The sequence below is a fragment of the Streptomyces sp. NPDC008139 genome (assembly GCF_042957025.1).
Lineage (GTDB): Bacteria > Actinomycetota > Actinomycetes > Streptomycetales > Streptomycetaceae > Actinacidiphila.
Genome location: NZ_JBIBHM010000004.1, coordinates 132,378 through 151,013 on the forward strand (window position 1 = coordinate 132,378; position 18,636 = coordinate 151,013).

Genomic DNA, 18,636 nt, shown 5'->3' on the forward strand with positions numbered 1-18,636 from the left:
GCCGTGGACGGGAACATTCGTCGGTTCGGCATCATCGCGGCGCGGCCCCGGGACAGGGCTCGCCCATCTCTTCGCGCGGGCACGCACCCCTGCACTTCCGGCCCGCGACTCCACCTCACTCCTTCAGCCGTGTGCGCGCGTGGCGCGCCCCGGTCTCCCCAGCGTCTGGAGTCACGCGATGGACCGTCCGTCCACACCCTCATCGTCAGCAACCGCATCCTCACCCCCCGCCGCGAGCGCGACGCCCCTGGCGACCGTCGCCGTCGTGGGCCTGGGCACCATGGGCACCGGCATCGCCGAGGTCATGGCCCGCGCCGGTCACGAGGTGATCGGCATCGACATCGACCAGAGCGCGGCGCGCCGCGCGGTCACGGCGCTGGAGCGTTCCACGGCGCGCGCCGTGGAGCGCGGCCGGAGCACCGAGGCGGAGCGCGGCGACGCGCTGGCCCGCTTCCGTACGTTTCCCGATCTGCGGGCCGCCGCCGAGGCGGATCTGGTGATCGAGGTGGTCGACGAGCGCTACGACATCAAGCGCGAGGTCTTCACGGAGCTGGACCGGCTGGCCAAGCCAGACGCGATCCTGGCGACCGGCACGAATGCCCTGTCGGTGACCCGGCTGGCGGCCGAGACCTCCCGCCCCGATCGGGTGCTAGGGCTGCATTTCTTCGCGCCCGCGCCCGCCATGAAGCTGGTCGAGGTCGTGTCGACGGTCCTGACGTCGCCGGAGACCACGGCGGCCGTCACCGCCCTCGTGCTGAGCCTCGGCAAGGAGCCGGTGCCGGTCGGCGACCGGCCGGGCTTCATCGCCGACGGCCTGCTCTTCGGCTATCTCAACCAGGCGGCGGCGATGTACGAGGCGCGGTACGCCACCCGCGAGGACATCGACGCGGCGATGCGGCTGGGCTGCGGGCTGCCGATGGGCCCGCTGGCGCTGCTCGACCTGATCGGCGTCGACACCGCCACGACCGTCCTCGAGGCGATGTACGAGGCGTCCCACGACCGGCTGCACGCGCCCGCGCCGGTGCTCAAGCAGCTCACGGCGGCCGGGCTGCGGGGCCGTAAGTCGGGCCGCGGTTTCTACAGCTACCAGGCGCCGGGCAGCGCGGTCGTGGTGCCGGACGCGGAGACTCCCGGCGCCGGGGACGCCCGGCCGGCCGGGCGGCCGGTGCGCGCGGTGGGCGTCGCGGGTTCCGGCACGATGGCGACCGGTATCGCCGAGGTCTTCGCGAAAGCGGGCTTCGACGTCGTGGTGGCCGCCCGTACCCAGGAGAAGGCGGAATCGGCGCTGGCGCGGCTGGCGAAGTCGCTGGACCGCTCGGTCACCAAGGGCCGGCTGACCCAGGAGCAGCGGGACGCGGCGGTGGCGCGCGTGTCGCCGTCCGGTTCGTACGACTCCTTCGCCGACGCCGACCTGGTGGTGGAGGCGGTGGCGGAGGATCTGGCCGTCAAGCAGCAGCTCTTCCAGACGCTCGACAAGGTCTGCAAGCCGGGCGCGGTGCTGGCCACCACCACCTCGTCGCTGCCGGTGGTCGCGGTCGCGCGGGCCACCGGGCGCCCGCAGGACGTCGTCGGGATGCACTTCTTCAACCCGGCGCCCGCGATGAAGCTGGTCGAGGTCGTGCACACGGTGCTGACCGCGGACGACGTGCGGGCGACGGTGCACCAGGTGTGCGGCGCGGTCCGCAAGCACGCGGTGGACTGCGGCGACCGGGCCGGTTTCATCGTGAACGCGCTGCTGTTCCCGTACCTCAACAACGCGGTGAAGATGGTCCAGGACCACTACGCGAGCGTGGACGACATCGACGCGGCGATGAAGCTCGGCGGCGGCTATCCGATGGGCCCGTTCGAGCTGCTCGACGTGGTGGGCCTGGACGTGTCGCTGGCGATCGAGCAGGTGCTGCACGAGGAGTTCCGCGATCCGGGCCTGGCGCCCGCGCCGCTGCTGGAACACCTGGTGTCCGCGGGCTGCCTTGGCCGTAAGACCGGCCGCGGCTTCCGCGAGTATGCCCGGCGCTGAGGCGCGCCCCGGCAGCGGAACAGGGCACGGCACCGAGCGCCGCGCCGACACCGGCGGCGCGCCGTCCGGCGGGCTTGAGCGCAGGTCGGACCACGGCCGTCCGGCGGACTGGGGACGTTTCCCCCCGGCCGCCGGACGGGGGGCCGCGCCGTGTTACGTTCCCCACATGTCCCAGCCCGCGAAGTCCGACCCACCTGAGACCGCGAACGGCCGCCGCGCCGCGGCCCAGCGCCACCGGGTGCGCCAGGACCTCGCGTCGGCGGCCATGCACCTGTTCGCCGAGCGGGGTTACGAGGCCACGACGGTCGATGACATCGCGGCGACGGCCGGGGTGGCGCGCCGTACGTTCTTCCGGCACTTCCGCTCCAAGGAAGAGGCGATCTTCCCGGACCACGACGACACGCTGGTACGGGTGCAGGCGGTGCTGGACTCCGCGGAGCCGTACGAGCACCCGCTGGACACGGTGTGCCGGGGCATCACCGAGGTGCTGCGGATGTACGCGCACATGCCGGAGGTGTCGGTCGAGCGGTACCGGCTGACCCGCGAGGTGCCGACGCTGCGGGAGCGCGAGATCGCCTCGGTGGCCCGGTACGAGCGGCTGTTCACCCGCTATCTGCTGGGCCACTTCGACGAGGGCGCGCACCGGGACGGCGACGACGACCCGCTGCTGGCCGAGGTGGCCGCCTCCGCGGTGGTCGCGGCGCACAATCACGTCCTGCGGCGCTGGCTGCGCAATGACGGCAAGGGCGATGTGGAGGCGCAGCTCAACCACGCCTTCGACGTCATCAAGGCCACCTTCGGCAGCGGCATCGGCGCGGGCCGGATACCGTCGCGGGTCGCGGTGGAGCCTGCGGCGACCGTGTCGCGGCAGGGTGAGGTGGTGGTCGCGGTCGCCCGCACCGACGCCTCCCCGGCCGAGATTCTGCGGACGATAGAGCAGGCCCTGCGCCGCGCCTGAGCGCCCCGGGTGCCGTCGGCGCCCGCCCGGCGCCCGAGCGCCCGCCCCACCGCACCCGCAACCACGGCAGCGGCCGACCGGAACCCCGGTCGGCCGCTGCCGCTCGTTTGTGGCGTCCCGGTGACACGTGGGACAACTTTTTGGCACGCAGTGTCTTTACGACTGGCACTGCGTGCCATACCGTGACGGTAGTCCGGGCGGCCGGCGTACGGATATCCCGCGTACGCCGACTGTCCCCAAGGCCCGGACCCGCCTGCGTCACAGGTATCCCCGCGCCACCGCGCACATGGTCAGTTCCACCGCCGTACCCGCCGGACCGACGACGGCACCCCCAGCCATCCGCCCCTGCGTTCCCTCGAGCGTCAACGCAGCAGCACGCTTCGCCGGAGGTCAGACACCATGAAGGAAATCCTGGACGCGATCCTCGCGCCGGACAGCTCGGCCGCCGACTTCGCGGCCCTCCCGCTGCCGGAGTCCTACCGCGCCGTCACCGTCCGCAAGGACGAGGCCGAGATGTTCGCCGGACTCACCACCCGCGAGAAGGACCCCCGCACCTCGCTCCACCTCGACCAGGTCCCGCTGCCCGAACTCGGGCCCGGCGAGGCCCTGGTGGCGGTGATGGCCAGCTCGGTCAACTACAACTCGGTCTGGACCTCGATCTTCGAGCCGGTCTCGACCTTCTCCTTCCTCGAGCGCTACGGCAGGATGTCGCCGCTCGCCAAGCGGCACGACCTGCCGTACCACGTCATCGGCTCCGACCTGGCGGGCGTCGTGCTGCGCACCGGCGCCGGGGTCAACGCCTGGAAGCCCGGCGACCGGGTCGTCGCGCACTGCCTGAGCGTGGAGTTGGAGTCCGCCGACGGGCACAACGACACGATGCTCGACCCCGAGCAGCGGATCTGGGGCTTCGAGACCAACTTCGGCGGCCTCGCCGAGATCGCGCTGGTCAAGTCCAACCAGCTCATGCCCAAGCCGGAGCACCTCACGTGGGAGGAGGCCGCGGCGCCCGGACTGGTCAACTCCACGGCCTACCGCCAGCTCGTCTCGCGCAACGGCGCGGGCATGAAGCAGGGCGACAACGTGCTGATCTGGGGCGCGAGCGGCGGACTCGGCTCGTACGCCACGCAGTTCGCGCTGGCCGGCGGCGCCACCCCGATCTGTGTCGTCTCCAGCCCGCAGAAGGCGGACATCTGCCGGGCGATGGGCGCGGAGGCGATCATCGACCGCAGTGCCGAGGGCTACCGGTTCTGGAAGGACGAGCACCACCAGGACCCGCGCGAGTGGAAGCGGTTCGGCGCCCGGATCCGCGAACTGACCGGCGGCGAGGACGTCGACATCGTCTTCGAGCACCCCGGTCGCGAGACCTTCGGCGCCTCGGTCTACGTCACCCGCAAGGGCGGCACGATCGTCACCTGCGCGTCCACCAGCGGCTACACCCACGAGTACGACAACCGCTACCTGTGGATGAGCCTGAAGCGGATCGTCGGCTCGCACTTCGCCAACTACCGCGAGGCGTGGGAGGCCAACCGGCTGATCGCCAAGGGGAAGATCCACCCGACGCTGTCGCGGACGTACACGCTGGCCGAGACCGGGCAGGCGGCGTACGACGTGCACCGCAATCTCCACCAGGGCAAGGTCGGCGTCCTCGCGCTGGCCCCCGAGGAGGGCATGGGCGTCACCGACCCGGAGCTGCGAGCGAAGCACCTGCCCTCGATCAACCTGTTCCGTGACGCGACGTCCGGTGTCCCCGACTCCCCTGCCGGGGACGCCCGATGACAGGGCGTCAGAAGGATCGGCCGTGGCTGATGCGGACCTACGCGGGGCACTCGACCGCGGAGGCGTCCAACGAGCTGTACCGGCGCAATCTGGAGAAGGGCCAGACGGGCCTGTCCGTCGCCTTCGACCTGCCGACCCAGACCGGCTACGACGCGGACCACGTGCTGGCCCGCGGCGAGGTCGGCCGGGTCGGCGTGCCGATCGCCCATCTCGGCGACATGCGGCGGCTGTTCCAGGACATCCCGCTGGAGCGGATGAACACCTCGATGACCATCAACGCCACCGCCATGTGGCTGCTGGCGCTCTACCAGGTGGTCGCCGAGGAGCAGGGACTCGGCGAGGAGGGCCTCACCGCGCTCCAGGGCACGACGCAGAACGACATCGTCAAGGAGTACCTGTCACGGGGGACGCATGTCTTCCCGCCGGTCCCGTCGCTGCGGCTGACCACCGACATGATCACGTACACGGTCAACCACCTCCCCAAGTGGAACCCGATCAACATCTGCAGCTACCACCTCCAGGAGGCCGGGGCCACACCGGTCCAGGAGATCGCCTACGCGATGTCCACGGCGATCGCCGTCCTGGACGCGGTCTTCGCCTCGGGGCAGGTCCCGGAGGAGCGCAGGGGCGATGTCGTCGCGCGGATCTCCTTCTTCGTGAACGCGGGCGTGCGCTTCGTCGAGGAGATGTGCAAGATGCGCGCCTTCGGCAGGATCTGGGACACCGTCACCCGCGAGCGGTACGGCATCGAGAACGCCAAGCAGCGCCGCTTCCGCTACGGCGTGCAGGTCAACTCGCTCGGCCTGACCGAGGCGCAGCCGGAGAACAACGTCCAGCGGATCGTGCTGGAGATGCTGGCCGTCACGCTGTCCAAGGACGCCCGCGCCCGCGCGGTGCAACTCCCGGCGTGGAACGAGGCGTTGGGGCTGCCCCGACCCTGGGACCAGCAGTGGAGCCTGCGCATCCAGCAGGTGCTGGCGCACGAGAGCGACCTGCTGGAGTACGAGGACATCTTCGACGGCAGCCATGTGATCGAGGCGAAGGTCGAGGAGCTGGTGGCGCTCGCCACCGCCGAGATCGAGCACATCCAGGAGCTGGGCGGCGCCATGGCGGCGGTCGAATCGGGCTATCTGAAGTCGGAGTTGGTGTCCTCGCACGCCGAGCGCCGGGCCCGGATCGAGTCCGGCGAGGAGAAGATCGTCGGCGTCAACGTCTACGAGTCCACCGAGACCAGTCCGCTGACCGCCGACCTCGGCACGGCCATCATGACCGTCGACCCGGCCAACGAGGCGCGGGTGGTGGCCGCGCTGCACGACTGGCGGGTGGCGCGTGACGAGGCGCGCGCACAGGAGGCGCTGACCGCGCTGCGCTCGGCCGCGGCGGGCACCGACAATCTGATGCCCGCGACGCTGGACTGCGCGCGGGCGGGGGTGACGACCGGCGAGTGGTCGTGGGCGCTGCGCGATGTGTTCGGTGAGTTCCGGGCGCCGACCGGGGTCAGCGGCGCGCCGGTCGCGGTGGCCGCCGAGGAGGGCAGCCCGATGGCCGAGGTGCGGCGCAAAGTCGCTGAGACGGCCAAGGAGTTGGGCGGCGGACGGCTGCGGCTGCTGGTCGGCAAGCCGGGTCTCGACGGGCACTCCAACGGCGCCGAGCAGATCGCCGTACGCGCCCGCGACGCCGGTTTCGAGGTGGTCTACCAGGGGATCAGGCTGACACCCGAGCAGATCGTGTCGGCGGCGGTGGCCGAGGACGTGCACTGCGTGGGTCTGTCGATCCTGTCCGGTTCGCACGCCGCTCTGGTGCCGGACGTGCTGGAGCGGCTGCGCGGGGCGGGGGTGGACGACATCCCGGTGGTCGTCGGCGGGATCATCCCCTCGGCGGACGCCAAGGCGCTGATCGAGGCCGGAGTGGCGGCCGTCTTCACCCCGAAGGACTTCGGAATCACCGGGATCATCGGCCGGATCGTGGACGAGATCCGGCTCGCGAACAAGCTGGAAAAGCTGGAGGTATGACGTGCAGTTCGGCCGCACTTACGAGGAGTTCGAGGTCGGTGCGATCTACAAGCACTGGCCGGGAAAGACCGTCACCGAGTACGACGACCATCTCTTCTGCCTCCTCACGATGAATCATCATCCGCTGCACATGGACGCCAACTACGCGGAGAAGACAACCGACTTCGGCCGCAATGTCGTCGTCGGCAACTACATCTACTCGCTGCTGCTCGGGATGTCGGTGCCCGATGTCTCGGGCAAGGCCATCGCCAATCTGGAGATCGAGTCGCTGAAGCACGTGGCGCCGACCTTCCACGGCGACACGGTGTACGGCGAGACGACGGTGCTCGACAAGCGCCCGTCGAAGTCGAAGAACGACCGCGGCATCGTCGAGGTGGAGACCAGGGGCTACAAGCAGGACGGCACCCTGGTCTGCGTCTTCCGCCGCAAGGTGCTGGTGCCGACCGCCACGTACATCAAGGAGCGCGGCGGGGAACAGCCCGGCCGTCCCGAGCTGGGAGAGAGCTGAGTCATGAGCCGCCTCGCGCAGACCGACGGGCTGACCGACGTCCAGGAGGAGATCCTCTCCACCGTCCGCTCCTTCGTGGACAAGGAGATCCTGCCGGTCGCCACGGAGTTGGAGCACCGCGACGAATATCCGACGGACATCGTCGAAGGGCTCAAGGAACTGGGCATCTTCGGCCTGATGATTCCCGAGGAGTACGGCGGCCTCGGCGAGTCGCTGCTGACGTACGCGCTGACGGTCGAGGAGATCGCGCGCGGCTGGATGAGCGTGTCCGGCATCATCAACACCCATTTCATCGTCGCCTACATGATCAAGCAGCACGGCACACAGGAGCAGAAGGACCATTTCCTGCCGCGTATGGCGGCGGGCGACGTGCGCGGCGCATTCTCGATGTCGGAGCCGGAACTGGGCTCCGACGTGTCGGCGATCCGCACCAAGGGCGTACGCGACGGGGACGCGTACGTCATCAACGGCCAGAAGATGTGGCTGACCAACGGCGGTTCGTCCCATCTGGTCGCGGTGCTGTGCAGGACCGACGAGGGGCAGGCGCAGGACGCGCCGCCGCACAAGTCGATGACGACCTTCCTGATCGAGAAGGAGCCCGGCTTCGGCGCCAACGCCTCGGTCCCCGGCCTCACCGTGCCCGGGAAGATCGACAAGATGGGCTACAAGGGCGTCGACACCACGGAGCTGATCCTCCAGGACGTAAGGGTTCCGGCCGACCGGGTGCTCGGCGGACAGAGCGGCCGGGGTTTTTACCAGATGATGGACGGCGTCGAGGTCGGCCGGGTCAATGTGGCCGCGCGCGGCTGCGGTGTGGCACAGCGGGCGTTCGAACTGGGCATCGCCTACGCACAGCAACGGCACACGTTCGGCAAACCCATCGCACAGCACCAGGCGATCCAGTTCAAGCTCGCCGAGATGGCCACCAAGGTGGAGGCCGCGCACCGGATGATGGTCAACGCCGCACGTAAGAAGGATTCGGGCGAGCGCAACGACCTGGAGGCCGGGATGGCGAAGTACCTGGCCGCGGAGTTCTGCAAGGAAGTGGTGGAGGACGCGTTCCGCATCCACGGCGGGTACGGCTTCTCCAAGGAGTACGAGATCGAGCGGCTGTACCGGGAGGCGCCGATGCTGCTGATCGGCGAGGGGACCGCCGAGATCCAGAAAATGATCATCGGGCGGCGACTGCTGGAGGAGTATCGTCTCCAGGGATAGCCGAAGGAAGAATGTCCGTATTTATTGATATTTACCCGAGGGGAAGGTCACACTGCGTGAGTCGTCGCGGCACGGGAACCAGCCATCGACTCGCCCTTGAGCTTGCCGAGTTGCCCGTGTCAACCGATACCATCGGGTTAAAGCCGCCGTCCCCAGAAGTAATTCGCGGCACCCTCCGCTACGAAGGTCTTCCATGCCCCACAGCCATTCCTCTGCACCACGCGACGGCCTTGTCGGCGTACGACTCGCGCGCGGAGCGTCGCCGTGGCTCCTCCCGACCGTCGCCACCGCGGCGGTAAGCCTTGTCCGCGCGCGCCGCTCAGGCCGCTGGGCGACGGTGGCCGTCCCCGCCACCGCGCTCGCCGCGGGCATGCTGTGGTTCTTCCGCGACCCCGAGCGCGAGATCGCCGAGGGCCGTGTGATCTGTCCCGCGGACGGTGTGGTGCAGAGCATCATGCCGTGGAAGGACGGGCGTACCCGCGTCGCGATCTTCATGAGCCCGCTGAACGTCCACGTGAACCGCGCGCCCCTCGCGGGCACGGTCACCTCCGTCGAGCACATCCCCGGCGGATACGTACCGGCGTTCAACAAGGAGAGCGAGAACAACGAGCGGGTGGTCTGGCACTTCGACACCGAGATCGGCGATGTCGAGATGGTGCAGATCGCCGGCGCGGTGGCGCGCAGGATCGTTCCGTACGTGCCGCGCGGCTGCAAGGTGGAACAGGGCGAGCGGATCGGCCTGATCCGGTTCGGCTCACGGGTCGACGTGTACCTGCCGGAGGGCATCGAGCCCGACGTCGAGGTCGGGCAGACCACCACGGCTGGGGTGACTCGCCTTGACCGTGGTTGAACCCGACACGCAGGCAAAGGCCCACACTCACACTCCGGTGCAGGCGCAGTCGCACTGGGTCACCGAGCTGGAGGACGAGGTAGCCGACCTTCCGCTGTCCACCCGGCTGTCCATCGCCGACGCGCTCACTCTCGGTAACGCGATCTGTGGCTTCATGGCCGTGTACTTCACGACCACCGGAGTCCTGGTCCCGCACCTGATGGGCACCACCGTCGGCGGCATGTCCAAGCACAGCGCCGCCACCGCGGTGACGCTCATGCTGCTCGCGTCCGTCTTCGACCTCTTCGACGGGCTGGTCGCGCGCAAGCTGCGCAGCTCCGCGATGGGCGCCGAGCTGGACAATCTGTCCGACCTGATCAGCTTCGGCCTCGCGCCCGCCTACTTCGTCGTCGTCTGGGGTCTGGTCGCCGACGACGCCCACGGCAAGGTGTCGGCCGCCGCCGCGGTGATGGTCGTCCTGGCCGTGGTGCTGCGGCTCGCCCGCTTCTCCTGCACCACGATCAGGGACGGTGTCTTCCAGGGCATGCCCAGCCCCTTCGGGGCGATGACGGTCGTCTCCGTCGTCCTGCTGGAGCTGCCCTTCATCCCCACCGTCGTCGCCATCGTCGGTGTCGCCTGGCTCATGGTGAGCCGCGTGGAGTACCCCAAGCCGCGCGGACGCCTCGCCGTCATCACCCTCGGCTGGATCCTCATCAGCATGGGCTGCCTGACCGCCTGGACCCTCGACGTCCCCGGCGGCCACCTGCTCCTCCAGACGGGCGCCGCCCTCCAGTGCGTGGCCGCGGCGGTCATCCCCTGCTTCGCGACCACGCGTCGCGTCAATACGATGCGGGCCAATCGTCGTGAGGCCAGGGCGGACGCTCTGCGCTGACATGTCCACCGGGGTGAATCCCTGGTGCTCCTACGGCCTGCGGCCCCTCCGCTCTCGGCGGAGGGGCCGCAGTCGTTTCCGCGCGCCTGCGCCTGGGGCTGAGGCTGAGGCTGGCGCTGGCTAGGTCAGGAAGTCGCGGGCCAGCTCGGCGGAGAGCTGTTCGAGGAGCGGACCGGCGTTGGGGATGGAGACGGCCGGGTCCGGTTCGAGGGACGAGAGCGGGTAGGCGCGGCGGATCCCGGCGGAACCGAGGGCGCTGGGGCTGAGCGCGAGACGGCCGCAGACGGCGACGACGTCGATGTCACGGGCGCGGGCGGCCTGGGCGACGCCGACCGGCGCCTTGCCGTGCAGGGTCTGCTCGTCGAGGGAGCCTTCGCCGGTGATGACGAGATCGACGCCGTCGAGGGCGGCCGCGAAGCCGAGGACGTCGAGCATGACGTCGATACCGGCCCGGAAGGTGGCGCCGAGGCCGACGAGGGCCCCGTAACCGATGCCGCCCGCGGCGCCCGCGCCAGGGGCGTCGGCCGCCGCGGAGGCGGTCGGGCCTTCGGCGAGGGCGAGGACGTCGACGTAGTGCCCGAGGGCGGCGTCGAGCGTGGCGACGTCGGCCTCGGAGGCGCCCTTCTGCGGCCCGTAGACGGCGGCGGCGCCCTTGGGTCCGAGCAGCGGGTTGTCGACGTCGCTGGCGAGGACGATCTCGGTGTCGACCAGCCGCGGGTCGAGCCCGGACAGGTCGGCGGTGGCGAGGGCGGCCAGCGAGCCGCCGCCGGGCGCGACGGGCGCGCCGTCGCGGTCCAGCAGCCGGGCGCCGAGCGCGCTGAGCATGCCCGCGCCGCCGTCGTTGGTGGCGCTGCCGCCGACGCCCAGCACGATGGTGCGGGCGCCCGCGTCGAGCGCGGCCTTCAGCAGCTCGCCGGTCCCGTACGTGGTCGCCGTGAGCGGCGCGAAGACGCCGGACGGCAGGTGCTGGAGGCCGGACGCCTCGGCCATCTCGACCACGGCGGTACGGTCACGCAGCGCGTACGAGGCGTCGACCGGCTCGCCCAGCGGTCCGGTGACACGTACTGTGCGCCGCTCGAAACCGCCGGTGACGGCGGCCTCGACGGTGCCGTCACCGCCGTCGGCGACCGGTACCGAGGTGACGGTCACACCGGGCGCGCCCTTGCGCAGCCCCGCCTCGACATGCGCGGCCACCTGCACCGCGGTCAGCGAGCCCTTGAACTTGTCCGCGGCGATCAGCACACGTCCCGTGGATCTTGTTGCAGCGTCGGACACTGTCGTACTCCCCATCCGAAAACGGAACATCGCGCCGGTGGGACCCTATCCCGGCCGGGCCCGCCTGCCCATGGGCACCGCGCTGTGTCACCGCGAGATCACCGGTTCGCGAGTTCGCCGCGCGGCCCGTGGCCGTAGGTTTGGCGGCATGACGACGACCGACTTCGCCACGTACATCGCAGGGCTGCCGAAGATCATTTCGGGGGCGAACACCCTCTTCAGGTCCGCCGACGGCCGGATCCTCATCGTCGAGCCGAACTACCGCGACGACGGGACCTGGACGCTGCCGGGCGGCACCATCGAGTCCGATCTGAACGAGACGCCGCGGCAGGCGGCCCGCCGGGAGAGCGCGGAGGAGATCGGTCTGGACATCGAGCCGGGCCCGCTGCTCGCCGTCGACTGGGTGACGGGTCCCGGCAGGCCGCCGCTGGCCAGCTACCTCTACGACGGCGGCGTGCTGGACGAGACGCGGCTGGCGGCGGTCCGGCTCCAGGAGAAGGAACTGGACTCCTGGAAGCTGGTCCCGGCCGACGAGATCGACTCCTACTTCTCGCCGGGCGCCGCCCGCCGTGTCCACGCGGCCCTGGTCGCGCTCGCCGCGGGCGCCGGTCCTGTGGAACTGGAGAACGGCCACCGGGCGGGCGTCAACTGACGTCACGTCAACCGGCGGTGCGGTGCGGCGCGTAGGGGACGTGGCCGAGGTCGGGGGCCGGGTCGGCGAGGCGAGTTCGCCTGCGGCGCTTGTGCCGTCGCACCGTCCAGCCGTCCCGTCGCACCGGGAGAAAGACCGTGCGGCTTTTCAAGGGTGTGCACCCCCTATGGGCCGGTCCTGCGCGGAACGTGCTCCGCCAGGGGCGCGTCCTTCCGCAGAGGTGCGGGCGCAAAGGCCGCCACGTCAACGCCAGGAGGGAGCCCCCACTTCGCCCTCGCGCACACACATCGCATGCGCGGCAGCGGCGAGGGGGACCGTCCGGCTCGTGCCGCCACGCGGTATATCCGTCGCCGGGTCCCGACCCCGGACCTAGGATCCTGCCCCATGACCGAATCCACGCAGCCGTCCGGGTCGGCCCCGCCGTCGGCCGCCGTGCTCGCGGCTTTCGGCGCGCCGGGGCGGCCGGTGCCGCTGCCGGGCGGGCAGGGGCAGACCTGGCGGGACGGCGAGGTGGTGCTCAAGCCGACCGGGCTCGCGGCCGAGACCGCGTGGCGGGCCGAGGTGCTGACCGCGCTGCCCGCGTCCCCGCACTTCCGGGTCGCGCGGCCGGTCCGGGCGGCGAACGGCGGCTGGACGGCGGAGGGTTGGGAGGCGTGGCAGTACGTGGCCGGCCGGTCCGACCCGGGGCGGCCCGCCGATGTGCTGCGGACGGCCGCCGCCTTCCACGCGGCGCTCGCGGACGTACCGCGGCCCGGCTTCCTCGACGCGCGCGAGGGTCCGTGGTCGTACGCGGCCCGGGTCGCATGGGAGGAACTGCCGCTCGACGGGAGCGACGGTAGCGCCGAGGTGGCCGCGCTCGTCGCCCAACTGGCTGCCGAGCGGCGCCCGTTCGACCCGTCCGCCGCACCGGCGCCGCAGGTCGTGCACGGCGACCTGCTGGGCAATGTGCTCTTCGCGGACGGCCTGCCGCCCGCGGTCATCGACTGGCCGCCGTACTGGTACCCCGCCGACTGGGCGGCAGCCGTCGTGGTGGTCGACGCGCTGCTCTGGTACGGGGCGGGGCCCGCGGTCCTCGCGCTCGGCCCCGCCGGGGACGGCCATGTCCCCGACCCCGACGCGTGGGCCCAACTCCTCGTCCGTGCCCTGCTGTTCCGGCTGGTCACCGGCGCCGTGCTCGGCCCGCACGCGCAGCCGCGACCGTACGAGCGGGCGGCGGTCGCGGCCGTACGGGCGTACGCGGCCGCGAGCGGTCAGGGCTTGGGGATGTCGAAGAAGTAGGTCAGGCCGCCGGCCAGCCGGATGTCCCCCTGCACCTTCAGCTTCCGGGTGAAGAACAGCGCCGGGCCCGAGGCGTTGCCCGAGACCAGCTTGAGGAAATCCGGCGCGGCCATCGTGAGGGTGAGCTGCGGCGTACGTCCGGTGTCCTCGGCCGTGACGGCGCAGGCGCCGTTCGCGATGTGCGTCTCGTAGACGTCGGGCGCCTCGTCCCCCGCCGTGATCCGCCAGCGGATCAGGGCGTCGCGGCGGCCCGCCGACTCCGGCTTGAAGAGGGTGCCCATCCGGTGGAAGACCTCGTCCAGGACCCGTCGGCGCTGCGCTCCGTTCATGAACTCCGCGATCCGGCGGGCCGGAAGATCCCGTACGATCCGCGCGAATTCCTTCGGCTCGACCGTGCCGAAGTCGAGGAGTTCGAGGTCGATGTCGTCGAGCGCCGCCATGTCGGGCCTTCCTGACTCCAGAGTAAGTTTACTGGTGAGTAAGGATAGGTACGGTGCGGCACCGTGGCAAGGCGTCGCCTCGGGCACCGCGCGGGCAGCGGAAATAGGCGCGCGGGGCCGAACCGCCTTCCCGTACCGTCACGGCGTGCATGCTGATCAGCCGCCGTTGCCCGACGTCCTCGCCGCCGCGCCGGACGTTCCCGTGGTCGCCATGGCCCAAGCCCTTCGGGAGGTGCCGGGGGTGGTCGGGGTGCTGCTCGGGGGCAGCCGTGCGCGCGGGACGCACCGCGCGGACTCGGACTGGGACCTCGGGTTGTACTACCGGGGCGAGCCGGACGTGGCCGCGTTGGCCGCGCTCGCGCGGGAGTTCACCGGGGAACCGGTGGAGGTGGCCGCGCCGGGCGGGTGGGGGCCATGGGTCAACGCCGGGGCGTGGCTGCGCGTGGACGGGGTCGCCGTCGACTGGATCCTGCGGGACGTCGACCGCGTCCGGCGGGTGTGGCAGGACTGCCGCGAGGGCCGCTACGAGGTCGGTATCCAGCCGGGGCACCCGCTCGGCTTCTGGTCGCCCTGCTATCCGGGCGAGGTCGCACTCGGGCACGTACTCACCGACACCGACGGGGAGTTGGCGGCGCTTAGGGCCGAGACGCGGGTGTATCCCGAGGCGTTGCGGCGGGCGCTGGTCGAGGCCGCGTGGGAGGCGGAGTTCACGGTGGCCGCCGCCGCGAAGTCGGCCGTCAAGGGGGATCACGTTCACGTGTCCCTCTGCCTGTCGCGGGCCTTCGGTGTCCTCGCGCAGGCGTTGCACGCCTGGCACCGGGTGTGGTGCCTGAACGAGAAGGGGGCGTTTCCCGCGGCTGCGGTGCTTTCCGGGGCTCCCGCGGGGTTCGCCGACGAGGTCGGCGTTCTTCTCGGCCGCAGTGGGCTCTCGGCCGAGGAGCTCTCCGCCACCGTGGCCTCGGCGGCCCGCCTGATCCACGAGGCCCGCCGCGGCCTCCCCCTCCCCTGACCCGGACCGTGCCCCGTCCGCTCCGTGCGCACGGCGGGGTGCGGGGATGTGCGCCGGGCTGGCGCAGGGCCTGTTTTAGGGGCGCGGGGAACTGCGCGCCCAGCCACCAACGGTGGCGAGCTGTGAATGCCAGCCCCAGCACGGCAGTTGCTGTGTGTTTTCGGGCTGAAAGCCCGGCGGTGGCTGGGCGCGCCGTTCCCCGCGCCCCTTAAAAGATCCGCGTGCCGCCCTGGTTGAGAAACCACCCAGGCGCCGCGCCCCTAAAAACGCGGCGTGCCGTCCACGGCACAGGCGCCGCGCCGCGGGGTTAGCGGCGGGCGGCGCGGCGGAGGTGGTGGAGGACGGCGCGGGCGGCGTGGTGGCCGGGCATGCCGTGGACGCCGGGGCCGGGCGGGGTGGCGGAGGAGCAGAGGAAGAGGTTGGGGCGGATGGTGGTGTAGGGATTGGCGGCGAGGCGCGGCCGGATGACGGACTGGAGTCCGGAGTAGGCGCCGCACGCGATGTCACCGCCGACATAGTTGGCGTTGCGGGCGGCGAGACCGGCGGGCCCGGTGACGGCGCGGGCGAGGACGAGGTCACGGAAACCCGGCGCGAAGCGCTCGATCTGGCGCTCGACGGCATCGGTGGCGTCCCCGTGCCAGTTGTGGGGGACGTGCCCGTAGGCCCAGAAGACGTGCTTGCCCTCGGGGGCGCGGGAGGGGTCGATCACGGACGGCTGGGCGGTGATGAGAAAGGGCGTCTGCGGCGGGCGCCCGGTCACGGCCCGGTTGAGGGCGTCGCCGATCTCGGTGTAGCTGGGCCCGATGTGCACGGTGCCCGCGCGCCGCGCGTCGGGGGACGCCCACGGCACCGGCCCGTCCAGCGCGTAGTCGATCTTGAAGACGGAGGCGCCGTAGCGGTAGCCGCGGTACGCGTCGCCGAGCCCGGCGATCCGGGCGAGCGCGGTCGGCGAGGTGTCGAAGACATAGGCGCGGGCGGGCGGCAACTCGTCGAGCTTGCGGACGGTGACACCGGTGCGGATGACGCCGCCCAGTTCGGTGAGGTGCCCGGCCAGCGCGTCGGAGATGGCCTGGGATCCGCCGCGGGCGACCGGCCAGCCGTTCTCGTGCGCGGCGAGCGCGAACATCATCGCCATCGCCCCGGTGAACGGCTGCGTGAGCCGGGTGATCGCGTGCCCGGCGAGCCCGGCGATCAGCGCCCGCGCCTTGGGGTCGCGGAAGCGCTGGGCGAGGACGGCGGCGGGCGGCGTGCCGGTCAGGCCGAACCGGAGGAAGCGATACGGGTCACGCGGTATCCCGGCCCACTGCGGCCGGAAGAAGTCCGCGGCGAGCGTGTCCCAGTGACCGGTGTACGGCGCGAGCAGCCGCCGGTAGGTGCCCGCGTCGCGCGCGCCGAGCGAGGCCGCGGTCTCGCCGACCGTGCGGGCGAGGACGACGGCGGTGCCGTCGGGGAACGGGTGCGCCATCGGGACTTCCGGCTGGAGCCACTCCAGGCCGTGCTTGGCGAGCGGCAGCGCGCCGAAGGCGGGCGAGCCGATGCCGAAGGGGTGCACGGCGGAGCAGGGGTCGTGCCGAAAGCCCGGCAGCGTCAGCTCCTCGGTGCGGGCGCCGCCGCCCACGGTGTCGGCGGCCTCGTAGATCTGCACGGAGAGCCCGGCGCGGGCCAACTCCACCGCCGCCGTCAGCCCGTTGGGACCCGCGCCGACGACGACGGCGTCGGCCACCACCGCGCGGCTCACCTTCCGGCCGCCATCAGCTCGGTGACCTGCCGTGCGGTGGCCTCGTCGCGGGCGAGGGTGAAGGGCAGTTCGTTGCCGCCGGGGATCGAGAAGGGCGCGCCGGACGCCGTACGGCTGACGCCGCCCGCCTCGGTGGCGAGCAGCAGTCCCGCCGCGTGGTCCCAGGGCGCTTCCCAGAAGAAGGCGACGCCGTCGATCGCGCCGCGGGCCACGTCCAGGTAGGCCAGGCCCGCGCAGGTGCAGGGGGTGCAGACCGCGCCCGAGGCGTCCAGCCGGGTCAGGGCGTCGCGTTCGTAGCCGGTGCGGTAGACCGGGTTGGAGGTGGACAGCCGCAGCGGCTCGCCCGCCTCGGGGGTGCGGGTGTGCAGCCGCTCGCCGTCCAGATGCGCGCCCCGGCCGCGCCGCGCGGTGGCGAACAGGCCGCGCTGCGGGGCGTACGTCCAGGAGGCGAGCGGTACGCCGTCGCGCACGAGGGCGACCAGGGTGGCGAAGCCGTCCTCGCCGCGGACGAAGGCGGAGGTGCCGTCGACCGGGTCGACCACCCACACCGGGTCGTCACCGCCCAGCCGTTCCAGTACGCCGCTGTCGGCGCTGACCGCCTCCTCGCCGACCACGACGGAGCCGGGCAGCAGCGCGGCCAGCTCTTCGGTGAGCCGTTCCTCGGCGCGCCGGTCGGCGGTGGTGACCAGGTCGTACGGGCCGCTCTTGCGCGAGATGTCGTCGTCGCCGAGCCGCCGCCAGCGCGGCACCACCTCGGCGGCGACCACCGCTCTGATCACGTCTTCGACGGCGGCGAGCAGTGCGTCGTCCACGCCGTCGCCGACGCCGTCCGCGCCCGCCGCGTCACCCGATACCGCACCGACCTCATTGCCCATGCCGCCATCCAATCAGACCCTGGCGCCGCGCGGTTCCCACCCTGGGGACAACGGCCGTCCCACCGGTGCGGGCAGCCGCGGCGGCGCCGCCGCGGGCCCGCTCCCCCAGGTCAGCCACGCGCAGGGACCCGGCCGCGCGATTCAGCCCAGCACCGGGATGATGTGTTCGCCGTACGCGTCGATCGTCGCCTCCTTCGCGTCGTGCATGTCGTAGACGGCGAACTGGTCGACTCCCAGGTCCCGCAGGGCCCGCAGCTTGTCCAGGTGCTGGTCGACCGGGCCGATCAGGCAGAAGCGGTCCACGATCTCGTCGGGCACGAAGGCGGTGTCGGGGTTGCCCGAGCGGCCGTGGTGCGCGTAGTCGTAGCCGTGCCGCTGGGCGATGTACTCGGTCAGTTCCTCCGGCACCAGGTCGGAGTGTTCGCCGTAACGGCTGACGAGGTCGGCGACGTGGTTGCCGACCATGCCGCCGAACCAGCGGCACTGTTCGCGGGCGTGCGCGAGGGCTTCGGGCGAGTCGTCGGCCGTGACGTAGGCGGGCGCGGCGACGCAGACGGTGACCGAGGCCGGGTCGCGGCCCGCCTTCTCGGCCGCGTCCCGTACCGCCTTCACCATCCACTCGGTGAGGTAGACGTCGGCGAGTTGCAGGATGAAGCCGTCGGCCTTCTCGCCGGTCAGCGCCAGCGCCTTCGGGCCGTACGCGGCCATCCAGACCGGCAGTTCGCCGTTCTCGACCCATGGCAGCCGCAGCGGTGTGCCGTCGACCACGGCCTCGCGGCCCTCGGCGAGATCGCGGATGACGGTCATCGCCTCGCCGACCCGCGCGAGGGTGTTGGGCTTGCGCCCGGCGACCCGCATCGCCGAGTCGCCGCGGCCGATGCCGCAGACCGTGCGGTTGCCGTACATCGAGTTGAGGGTGGCGAAGGTGGAGGCGGTCACCTCCCAGGTGCGGGTGCCGGGGTTGGTGACCATCGTGCCGACCTTGAGCCGGTCGGTGTGGTCGAGGATGCGGCTGTGGATGACGAACGGCTCCTGCCACAGCACGGCGGAGTCGAAGGTCCAGCCGTACGTGAAGCCGTTGCGCTCGGCGCGGCGCATCAGGCCGACGACGTTCGAGGCGGGTGGATCGGTCTGCAGCACGAGGCCGAAGTCCATGGCGCCG

At 71.7% G+C, this 18,636-nt stretch carries 17 protein-coding genes; 11 read left to right on the forward strand and 6 right to left on the reverse strand.

Annotation, left to right across the window (positions count from 1 at the left end):
- Window positions 1-178: 178 nt before the first annotated feature.
- The 8 genes from ACFZBB_RS09540 to pssA all read left to right on the forward strand — a co-directional run bounded on the left by ACFZBB_RS09540 (window position 179) and on the right by pssA (window position 10,207).
- A complete protein-coding gene (locus ACFZBB_RS09540; protein ID WP_391119568.1) occupies window positions 179-2,017 on the forward strand; it encodes a 3-hydroxybutyryl-CoA dehydrogenase in 1,839 nt (612 codons plus the stop codon).
- A gap of 166 nt (window positions 2,018-2,183) precedes the next feature.
- A complete protein-coding gene (locus ACFZBB_RS09545; RefSeq protein WP_391119570.1) occupies window positions 2,184-2,975 on the forward strand; it encodes a TetR family transcriptional regulator in 792 nt (263 codons plus the stop codon).
- A gap of 399 nt (window positions 2,976-3,374) precedes the next feature.
- Window positions 3,375-4,751 carry a crotonyl-CoA carboxylase/reductase gene (ccrA, locus tag ACFZBB_RS09550; protein ID WP_355339144.1) on the forward strand — a complete coding sequence of 459 codons (1,377 nt, stop codon included), beginning with the start codon at window positions 3,375-3,377 and terminating at the stop codon, window positions 4,749-4,751.
- Entirely contained in the window at window positions 4,748-6,763 is a 2,016-nt protein-coding gene (locus ACFZBB_RS09555; RefSeq protein WP_355339141.1) for a protein meaA, read from the forward strand. The genes ccrA and ACFZBB_RS09555 overlap by 4 nt, the downstream gene beginning before the upstream one ends.
- A gap of 1 nt (window position 6,764) precedes the next feature.
- Window positions 6,765-7,271, forward strand: coding sequence for a MaoC family dehydratase (locus ACFZBB_RS09560; protein WP_355339138.1), 507 nt, complete (start codon window positions 6,765-6,767; stop codon window positions 7,269-7,271).
- A 3-nt stretch (window positions 7,272-7,274) separates the two neighbouring features.
- Window positions 7,275-8,486, forward strand: coding sequence for an acyl-CoA dehydrogenase family protein (locus ACFZBB_RS09565; RefSeq protein WP_391119573.1), 1,212 nt, complete (start codon window positions 7,275-7,277; stop codon window positions 8,484-8,486).
- A 193-nt stretch (window positions 8,487-8,679) separates the two neighbouring features.
- Complete coding sequence (locus ACFZBB_RS09570) at window positions 8,680-9,336, forward strand: phosphatidylserine decarboxylase (RefSeq protein ID WP_355339132.1); 657 nt, start codon at window positions 8,680-8,682, stop codon at window positions 9,334-9,336.
- Window positions 9,337-9,373: 37 nt separating this feature from the next.
- Window positions 9,374-10,207 (forward strand): CDP-diacylglycerol--serine O-phosphatidyltransferase, encoded by an 834-nt coding sequence (gene pssA / locus ACFZBB_RS09575; protein WP_355339129.1) that lies wholly within the window; start codon window positions 9,374-9,376, stop codon window positions 10,205-10,207.
- A gap of 120 nt (window positions 10,208-10,327) precedes the next feature.
- Here the strand turns inward: pssA and ACFZBB_RS09580 are convergent, their stop codons facing one another.
- A complete protein-coding gene (locus tag ACFZBB_RS09580) occupies window positions 10,328-11,497 on the reverse strand; it encodes a glycerate kinase (protein ID WP_391119575.1) in 1,170 nt (389 codons plus the stop codon).
- A gap of 133 nt (window positions 11,498-11,630) precedes the next feature.
- On the opposite strand from ACFZBB_RS09580, the gene ACFZBB_RS09585 reads away from it, so the two are divergent.
- Window positions 11,631-12,134 (forward strand): NUDIX domain-containing protein, encoded by a 504-nt coding sequence (locus tag ACFZBB_RS09585; RefSeq protein ID WP_391119577.1) that lies wholly within the window; start codon window positions 11,631-11,633, stop codon window positions 12,132-12,134.
- Between the two features lie 7 nt (window positions 12,135-12,141).
- On the opposite strand, the gene ACFZBB_RS09590 is transcribed toward ACFZBB_RS09585, so the two are convergent.
- The gene (locus ACFZBB_RS09590) at window positions 12,142-12,285 is read right to left on the reverse strand and encodes a hypothetical protein (protein ID WP_391119579.1); all 144 of its coding nucleotides are present in this window, start codon (window positions 12,283-12,285) and stop codon (window positions 12,142-12,144) included.
- Window positions 12,286-12,518: 233 nt separating this feature from the next.
- Here ACFZBB_RS09590 and ACFZBB_RS09595 point away from each other — a divergent pair, with 233 nt between their 5' ends.
- Window positions 12,519-13,412: a TIGR02569 family protein gene (locus tag ACFZBB_RS09595; RefSeq protein WP_391119581.1), complete on the forward strand. Its 894-nt coding sequence runs from the start codon at window positions 12,519-12,521 to the stop codon at window positions 13,410-13,412.
- Here ACFZBB_RS09595 and ACFZBB_RS09600 read toward each other — a convergent pair.
- Window positions 13,385-13,852, reverse strand: coding sequence for an SCP2 sterol-binding domain-containing protein (locus tag ACFZBB_RS09600; RefSeq protein WP_391119583.1), 468 nt, complete (start codon window positions 13,850-13,852; stop codon window positions 13,385-13,387). The genes ACFZBB_RS09595 and ACFZBB_RS09600 overlap by 28 nt on opposite strands.
- Window positions 13,853-14,063: 211 nt before the next feature.
- On the opposite strand from ACFZBB_RS09600, the gene ACFZBB_RS09605 reads away from it, so the two are divergent.
- On the forward strand, window positions 14,064-14,861 hold the full coding sequence (locus ACFZBB_RS09605; RefSeq protein ID WP_391120126.1) for a DUF4037 domain-containing protein: 798 nt from the start codon (window positions 14,064-14,066) through the stop codon (window positions 14,859-14,861).
- 307 nt (window positions 14,862-15,168) lie between these two features.
- On the opposite strand, the gene ACFZBB_RS09610 is transcribed toward ACFZBB_RS09605, so the two are convergent.
- The 3 genes from ACFZBB_RS09610 to ACFZBB_RS09620 all read right to left on the reverse strand — a co-directional run bounded on the left by ACFZBB_RS09610 (window position 15,169) and on the right by ACFZBB_RS09620 (window position 18,629).
- Window positions 15,169-16,584: an FAD-dependent oxidoreductase gene (locus ACFZBB_RS09610; protein WP_391120128.1), complete on the reverse strand. Its 1,416-nt coding sequence runs from the start codon at window positions 16,582-16,584 to the stop codon at window positions 15,169-15,171.
- Window positions 16,585-16,595: 11 nt separating this feature from the next.
- Window positions 16,596-17,474, reverse strand: a complete 879-nt coding sequence (locus tag ACFZBB_RS09615) for an inositol monophosphatase family protein (protein WP_391119585.1) — start codon at window positions 17,472-17,474, stop codon at window positions 16,596-16,598.
- Between the two features lie 141 nt (window positions 17,475-17,615).
- Window positions 17,616-18,629, reverse strand: coding sequence for a TIGR03842 family LLM class F420-dependent oxidoreductase (locus ACFZBB_RS09620; protein ID WP_391119587.1), 1,014 nt, complete (start codon window positions 18,627-18,629; stop codon window positions 17,616-17,618).
- Window positions 18,630-18,636 lie beyond the last annotated feature (7 nt).

What these genes read in the sequence shown, in the direction of transcription:
- ACFZBB_RS09615 (WP_391119585.1), bottom strand. Translation starts at nt 17,474, where the DNA reads ATGGGCAATGAGGTCGGTGCGGTATCGGGTGACGCGGCGGGCGCGGAC.
- ACFZBB_RS09555 (WP_355339141.1), top strand. Translation starts at nt 4,748, where the DNA reads ATGACAGGGCGTCAGAAGGATCGGCCGTGGCTGATGCGGACCTACGCG.
- ccrA (WP_355339144.1), top strand. Translation starts at nt 3,375, where the DNA reads ATGAAGGAAATCCTGGACGCGATCCTCGCGCCGGACAGCTCGGCCGCC.
- ACFZBB_RS09565 (WP_391119573.1), top strand. Translation starts at nt 7,275, where the DNA reads ATGAGCCGCCTCGCGCAGACCGACGGGCTGACCGACGTCCAGGAGGAG.
- ACFZBB_RS09605 (WP_391120126.1), top strand. Translation starts at nt 14,064, where the DNA reads ATGGCCCAAGCCCTTCGGGAGGTGCCGGGGGTGGTCGGGGTGCTGCTC.
- ACFZBB_RS09540 (WP_391119568.1), top strand. Translation starts at nt 179, where the DNA reads ATGGACCGTCCGTCCACACCCTCATCGTCAGCAACCGCATCCTCACCC.
- ACFZBB_RS09585 (WP_391119577.1), top strand. Translation starts at nt 11,631, where the DNA reads ATGACGACGACCGACTTCGCCACGTACATCGCAGGGCTGCCGAAGATC.
- ACFZBB_RS09570 (WP_355339132.1), top strand. Translation starts at nt 8,680, where the DNA reads ATGCCCCACAGCCATTCCTCTGCACCACGCGACGGCCTTGTCGGCGTA.
- ACFZBB_RS09545 (WP_391119570.1), top strand. Translation starts at nt 2,184, where the DNA reads ATGTCCCAGCCCGCGAAGTCCGACCCACCTGAGACCGCGAACGGCCGC.
- ACFZBB_RS09620 (WP_391119587.1), bottom strand. Translation starts at nt 18,629, where the DNA reads ATGGACTTCGGCCTCGTGCTGCAGACCGATCCACCCGCCTCGAACGTC.
- ACFZBB_RS09580 (WP_391119575.1), bottom strand. Translation starts at nt 11,497, where the DNA reads ATGGGGAGTACGACAGTGTCCGACGCTGCAACAAGATCCACGGGACGT.
- ACFZBB_RS09600 (WP_391119583.1), bottom strand. Translation starts at nt 13,852, where the DNA reads ATGGCGGCGCTCGACGACATCGACCTCGAACTCCTCGACTTCGGCACG.
- ACFZBB_RS09595 (WP_391119581.1), top strand. Translation starts at nt 12,519, where the DNA reads ATGACCGAATCCACGCAGCCGTCCGGGTCGGCCCCGCCGTCGGCCGCC.